The sequence below is a fragment of the Corallococcus sp. AB018 genome (assembly GCF_003986945.1).
In the GTDB taxonomy this organism is placed as follows: domain Bacteria; phylum Myxococcota; class Myxococcia; order Myxococcales; family Myxococcaceae; genus Corallococcus; species Corallococcus exiguus.
In genome coordinates this window covers 21,513-28,027 of the sequence record NZ_RAWR01000144.1, presented here as the reverse complement: position 1 = coordinate 28,027, position 6,515 = coordinate 21,513, and the positions used below count along the sequence as shown (strand labels likewise).

General features: G+C 68.9%; 6 protein-coding genes. All 6 read right to left on the bottom strand.

Translation table 11 applies throughout. From position 1 onward, the window contains the following. Nucleotides 1–138 precede the first annotated feature (138 nt). The 6 genes from D7Y11_RS27275 to D7Y11_RS27250 all read right to left on the bottom strand — a co-directional run bounded on the left by D7Y11_RS27275 (nt 139) and on the right by D7Y11_RS27250 (nt 6,473). Nucleotides 139–750: a type 4a pilus biogenesis protein PilO gene (locus D7Y11_RS27275; protein ID WP_120580498.1), complete on the bottom strand. Its 612-nt coding sequence runs from the start codon at nt 748–750 to the stop codon at nt 139–141. Between the two features lie 22 nt (nt 751–772). Then, the gene (locus D7Y11_RS27270; protein ID WP_120580499.1) at nt 773–1,456 is read right to left on the bottom strand and encodes a PilN domain-containing protein; all 684 of its coding nucleotides are present in this window, start codon (nt 1,454–1,456) and stop codon (nt 773–775) included. Between the two features lie 30 nt (nt 1,457–1,486). Next, nucleotides 1,487–2,569 (bottom strand): type IV pilus assembly protein PilM, encoded by a 1,083-nt coding sequence (gene pilM / locus D7Y11_RS27265; RefSeq protein ID WP_014399064.1) that lies wholly within the window; start codon nt 2,567–2,569, stop codon nt 1,487–1,489. Nucleotides 2,570–2,798: 229 nt separating this feature from the next. After that, the gene (locus D7Y11_RS27260; RefSeq protein WP_126935162.1) at nt 2,799–4,211 is read right to left on the bottom strand and encodes a sigma-54 dependent transcriptional regulator; all 1,413 of its coding nucleotides are present in this window, start codon (nt 4,209–4,211) and stop codon (nt 2,799–2,801) included. A gap of 35 nt (nt 4,212–4,246) precedes the next feature. After that, the gene (locus D7Y11_RS27255; protein ID WP_126935161.1) at nt 4,247–5,365 is read right to left on the bottom strand and encodes a sensor histidine kinase; all 1,119 of its coding nucleotides are present in this window, start codon (nt 5,363–5,365) and stop codon (nt 4,247–4,249) included. 22 nt (nt 5,366–5,387) lie between these two features. Then, nucleotides 5,388–6,473: an A24 family peptidase gene (locus tag D7Y11_RS27250; protein WP_126935160.1), complete on the bottom strand. Its 1,086-nt coding sequence runs from the start codon at nt 6,471–6,473 to the stop codon at nt 5,388–5,390. Nucleotides 6,474–6,515: the final 42 nt, after the last annotated feature.

Below are 6,515 nucleotides of genomic sequence, written 5' to 3'. Positions count from 1 at the left end.
GGGGAGCAGGGGGTGGGGCCTTGGGCGTGTCCTCACAAGCGGACAGGGTCAGCGCCATCACCGCAACGGTCATCGTGGACTTGAACGTCTTCATCCGCGTCATCCCTTGTCGCCCTTGTTGCCGGGCGGATCAAGTTTCTAGTTGCTCTTCTTCTTGTCGGTGCTCTTCGCGCCCTTCGTGTCGACGAACCGGAACGTCGTCGCCAGGAAGGTGCTCTGGAGGACGACCTTCTCGTTCTTCAGGGTCGCGCCATCGAGCTTGATGTTGTTGACGTTCACGATGCGGCGCATGTTCGCCATCTCCTGCAGGAACATGGCGATCTCGTGGTAGTTGCCGCTCACCGTCATCCGGATGGGGATGCGCGCGAAGAACTCGTTGCCCTCGACGTACTCCTTGCCGGGCTCCACGCGGGCGATCTCCAGACCGGACTTCTTGCCGATGTCGTTGATCTGCGCGAGCAGCTCTTCCATGTCGCGCCGCTCCGGCAGCTCCGTGAGGGCCTCCGCCAGCTTCTGCTCGAGCACGTCCATCTCACGGCGGCGCTCGTTGAGGTTCTGGGCGATCTCGCTCTTCTCCGCGAGCTCCTGGTCCAGCTTCCGGCGCTCCGTCGCGCGGCGGGCGATGTTCTCCTCCGTGGGCTGGATGAAGGAGAAGAAGTTGCCCACGGTCAAGACGACGACGATGGCCGCGAGCCCGCCGAACTTCGCCGCGGGGGGGGCCTTCGCGAGTTGATCCAGGTATTTTTCCATGACAGGGGTCCTTCGCCGCCAATCAGATGGCGTAGTTGGCGGTGAGGGTGAGCTTGAAGTCGACGACCGTCGGCGCGTTGGCAACGGTGGGCTTGGTCTGCACGGCGTTGCTCAGTTCGACGTTGCCGAAGAAGGGCTTGATTTCATTCGCGGAGAACTCCTCCACGACGGCGGTCTCCGTGTTGAAGAGCTCCACGCGCGACGTCTTGCTGGCCGTGCGGCCCTGATCCACCAGGCGCCCCATGCCCTTGGGCGTCCACACCATGCTGCCCAGGCCGCGCATCAGCTCCGCGACCTCGTCGTGGCTGACGGCCGAACCGTCGATGGTGACCTTGTTGGACACCTCCGAGAAGTTCTTGAGCCAGACCTTCTTGGGGATGGACGAGGACAGCGCGTCCAGCATGCGCACCGGCCCGTTGCGGCCCTTGCGCAGCGTGTCCAGCACCGCGAGCTTCTTCTCCACTTCCGTCTTGCGGGCGTTGATGTTGGTCACCTCGCCGATGACCTTCTCCAGCTCCGCGATCTTCGCGCGCGTCTGGGTGATGCCCTGGTTGGCGCGCTGCAGTTCGCCGTCGCGGTCCGCGTACCAGAAGTAGTTACCCGCCACCGCGGCGATCAGGACCGCGGCGTAGAGGGCCAGGATCTGCTGGCCCATCTCCCGCTTCTTCACCGCCCGGACGGGCAGCAGGTTGATTCGGATCATCATGTTCGTGATTTCCTCGTGGCCAGAGCGGTATCAGCCCAGCTTGTCGCCCGGGCGCCGGAGCGCCAGTCCCACTGCCACCGCGGCCATGGGCGCCACGTCCATGATGAACGCGGGGTCGAACTTGCGGTTGTCCACTTCGATCTTCCGGAACGGGTTGAGGATCTCCACCGGCACGCCGGTACGCGCCTCGATGGTCTTGAACAGCGCGGGGATCTTCGCGGTGCCGCCGGACAGGTAGACCTTGGTGAAGTTCGAGTCCGCGGCGGTGCCCGCGTAGAAGTCCAGCGAGCGCTGGATTTCACCGGCCACCTGCTCCGCCACGCTGGAGAGCACGCGCTCCACGTCCTGAGGCACGACGGCGTCCGCGTCCGCGCGGTTGCCACCGATCTTCAGCGCCTCCGCCTCCTCGTAGGAGACGTTGAGCTGCTTCTGGATCTCTTCGGTGAACTGGTTGCCGCCGATGGTCACGTCACGGGTGAAGACGGTGACGCCGTTGGCGATGATGTTGATGTTCACCACGGAGGCGCCGGCGTTGATGAGGACGACGGTCTCCTTGTCCGGCAGCTCGTAGTTCGTGGAGAACATGTTCTGGACGGCGAACGCGTCCACGTCCACCACCACCGGAGCGAGGCCCGCCTCGGAGACCACGGTGGTGTAGTCGTTGATCATGTCCTTCTTGGCGGCGACGAGCAGCACGTCCATCTGGCCGGTGGCGTCGTTGCCGCCGCCGTCCAGGATCTGCGTGTCGATGTTCACGTCCTTCACGTCGAAGGGGATGTACTGCTCCGCCTCCCACTGGATGCTCTCCTCGAGCTCTTCCTGGCTCATGCGGGGCATCTGGATCTTCTTGATGATGACCGAGTGGCCGGACACGCCGATCGCGACGTCCTTGCCCTTGACCTTCAGCTCGGACATCAGCTCCTGGACGGCCTGGACGATGGCCGTGGAGTTCATCAACGCGCCGTCCACGATGGCCTCGGGAGGCAGCGGCTTCATTCCGAAGCTCTGGAGCGCGTAGCCGACTTCACCGCGCTTGCGCTGCTCCTTGAGCATGATCATCTTGATCGACGTCGACCCGATATCCAGCCCGAGTGCCAGTTTGCCCTTCGCCATGCGTAACTCCATCGGAGAGGGCGCCAGCGTAGCACCGGCTTGATACCCCTCCTAAAAAGTGCTTGGCGCCCGGCCGCCCTGCGGACGGGAGAGCGCCGTGAAAGTCCGCCACGACCGCGCGCCCCCTGGCCCACCATCGCGGAGGCCCGATTTTCCGGCCCCGGCGGCGTTCCGTCAAATGGCGCCGGAGGATTCCTCAAGGGTTGCCCGCCGGGCGTCTCCCCTCCCCTCAGGCCCGGGAGCCCTCCGCGTCCGGATCGATGCCGTACTCCTTGATCTTGTAGAGGAGCGCCCGGTGGCTGATGTCCAACACCTCCGCCGCCCGGGTGCGGTTGCCCTTCGTGCGCCGCAGCGCCGCCCGGATGTAGGACTCCTCCAGTTCCCGGATGGCGCGCTTGAGTGACAGGTCGCTCCCGGCCTGTAGCGGCGCGGCCGTCCCGGCCGGGGCGGGTGCGGAAGCCGCCCACAGCTTTTCCGGAAGGCTGCCGGGCGCGACGTGGGTGCCTTCCGCGAGCAGCACCGCGCGCTCCATGGCGTTCTCCAGTTCGCGCACGTTGCCCGGCCAGGAGTAGGCCGTCATCAGGGCCTCCGCCTCCGGGGTCAAGCCCTCCACCGGTGGCTCGCGGTTGAGGTCGCGGTTGAAGCGCTGGATGAAGGCGTGGGCGAGCAGCGGGATGTCCTCGCGGCGCTCGCGCAGGGGCGGCAGGGTGAGGTTCACGACGTTGAGGCGGTAGTAGAGGTCCTCGCGGAAGTCGCCCTGGGTCACCAGCTTGCCCAGGTCGCGCAGCGTGGCGGCCACCACGCGCACGTCCACGCGCTCCACGCGGCTTTCGCCCACCGGGCGGATCTCCCCCTCCTGCAGCACGCGCAGCAGCTTCACCTGCGCGCCCAGGGGCAGTTCGCCCACCTCGTCGAGGAAGAGCGTGCCGCCGTCGGCCTCCGCGAACAGGCCCCGGCGGGCGGTGCGCGCGTCGGTGAAGGCGCCCTTCGCGTGGCCGAACAGCTCGCTCTCCAGCAGGCCGTGGGGGATGGCGCCGCAGTTGACGGCGACGAAGGGCATGGCGGCGCGGCGGCTCTTTCCGTGCAGCTCGCGCGCGATGAGCTCCTTGCCCGTGCCGCTCTCCCCGGAGATGAGCACCGTGGTGTCCACGGGCGCCACGCGCGCCACCTGCTTGAGCACCGCATGGAGCGAGGCGCTGTGCCCCAGGATGTGGCCCCCGGAGGCGCCGGGGAGCCGGGCCTCGTGCAGCCGGCGGTTCTCGCGGACCAGCCGCTCGCGCTCCTCCGCCTTGCGCAGGACGAGGACGATCTCCTCAGGCTTGAAGGGCTTCTGGACGTAGTCGTAGGCGCCCGCCTGCACCGCCTCCAGCGCCTGCTCCTGGGAGCCGTACGCGCTCATCACCACCACGGTGAGGCCCGGTTGCTCCGCGAGCGCCGCCCGGAGCACCGACAACCCGTCGCGCTTGGGCATGCGCACGTCCGTCACCAGGACGTCATACGCGCGCGTGGCCAGCTCGCGCAGGGCTTCGTCCCCGTCGGCGACGGCGCGCACGTCATAGCCCTTGTCGGTGAGCACCAGGGTGAGGATGTGGCGGATGGACGGCTCGTCGTCGGCGACGAGGATGGTGCGGAAGAGGGGCATGGGGGATGCCCATCATATGCCGTCCGGGCCCGCCGTCAGGCCGCTGGCAGCGACAGCCGGAAGCACGCGCCGCCGCCCGCCCCGTCGCGCGCGTCCAGCCGGCCCCCCATGCCCTGGGCCAGGTTCAGTGACACCGCGAGTCCCAGGCCCGTGCCCTGCCGGCCCTTGGTGGTGAAGAACGGCTCGAAGAGGCGCGCGCGCACCTCCGGCGACAGGCCCGGGCCGCTGTCCTCCACCTCCACCAGCAGCAGCGCGTCCTCCCGCCGGGTGGAGATGCGCACGCGCCCCTCCCCCCCCATGGCCTGGGCCGCGTTGAGCAGCAGGTTGATGAGGATCTGCGACAGCGGGCCTGGATCCGCGCGGGCCAACAGGCCGGGCGCCACCTCCAGGGTCACGTCCACCCGGTCCAGCTCCGGCCCGGCGCGCACCAGCCGCACGCACGTCTCCACCACCTGCCCCACGTCCACCGGCCCGGGCTGGGTGCTGGCCGGACGGCCCAGGTCCAGCAGCCCCCGCACGATGCGGTCGATGCGGAGCACCTCGTGGTCGATGCGCTCCAGGAAGTCCTTCAGCTCCGGCCCCTGCGCCCTGGAGCGCGCCAGTGAGAGGTAGCCCAGGATGCCCGCGAGCGGATTGCCCACCTCGTGCGCCACGCCCGCCGCCAGCTTGCCCACCGTGGCCAGCCGCTCGGAGGCGACGAGCTCCGTCTGCGCCCGCGCGAGCCGGGCGTTGGCCTCGCGCAGTGCTTCCAGTTGCGCGCGGGTGAGGGCCTGCTCCTGGCGCAGCGCCTCCGCCATGCGCCGCAGTTCGCGCTGGATGCGCGACAGGAATGGCCCGCCCTGCTCGGGAAGTGGCACGTCCAGTTGCAGCCGGCCCAGCTGCTCCACGGACTTCTCCATGGCGCGTAGAGGGCGACCCACCGCCAGGTCCAGCACGCCATAGGCCAGGACCGTCAGCACCAGCAGATCCAGGCCCAGCGCCAGCGGCAGGAAGGCGCGGATCCGCCCCAGGCTCTCCATGTCCAGCGACCCCGGCAGCGCCAGCCTTCGCGCCGTGTCCAGCAGGCGGATGAGCACTGGCTGCAGGGTCAGCCACGACAGCCCCGTGGACAGCGAGCCCAGGAGGAACGCCACGCTGGCGATGCGCCACTTCATCCCCGCACCGGCGCGGGGTTCTTCACCGCGTCCCCCCGAGCATCAGCGCCACGTCCAGGGGCAGCACGCGCGCGAGCAAGGGCCCCAGGAGCATCACCTCCAACCCCGCCAGGGCCAGCCACGGGCCGAAGGGGATGTTGGTGGGCCCGGGGACCCACTCCTCCTCCTCACCCGTTTCGTCCAGCTGCGCGTCCGGGATGGGCTGGAAGAGCAGGCACCAGGGGACGAGCACGACCCGCTTCCACAGGGGCAGGCCGGGCTTCGTGAAGTCCCACGTCATCGTGGGCTCGGGCTCCCCTTCTTCCACCTTCGGAGCTTCCGCCGGAGCCCCCTCGGACGGGGTGAGAGGCGCGTCGGCCTGGGGATCCTGGGGAGGAGGAGGCGTGGCTTCCGCCTCCGGCGCGCCGCGAGGGCCCGCCCTTCCCGTGAGGACCAGGAGCGCCACGCCCACGATGGAGCCCTGCAGCGACGAGAAGAAGAGGATGCCCAGCAGCGCGTGCCAGCCCAGGAACGCGCCCAGCAGCGCGACGAGGAACTTGTCCCCGCCGCCCAGCGCCTCGCGCTTGAAGGCGCGCCAGCCCACGTACTCCATCAGCCGGAAGCCGAGGAAGCCCACCGCCGCGCCCAGCACCGCCTGCCCCACCGCGCCCTCGCCCTGGGGAATGGCCAGCAGCACGCCGGCCGCGATGCCCGGCAGCGTCAGGGAGAACGGGAGGATCCAATGTTCCAGGTCGATGAAGGTGAGCGGCACCAGCAGGAACACCAGCACCAGCGCGGGCACCAGCTCATAGGTCCAGTCGAAGCGCTTGAGGCAAGCGAGGAACAACAGCCCCGTGAGCAGCTCCACCAGGACGTAGCGCGGGGAGATGGGCATGCCGCAGCCGCGGCACTTCCCGCGCAGCCCCAGCCACGACAGGACGGGGATGTTCTCGTACCAGGCGAGCATGTGCCCGCACTTCGGGCAGCGGGAGCCGGGCCGCACGATGCTCAGGCCCTCCGGCACCCGCGCGATGACGACATTGAGGAACGAGCCGAAACACAGGCCGAGGATGAACAGGAAGAGGATGAAGAGGGGCTCGGCCCAGCCCGGCGCGTAGGTGAACGTCACGGAGCCGGAATCCTACCCGCCGCTTCCGGAGCTGGCGACTGC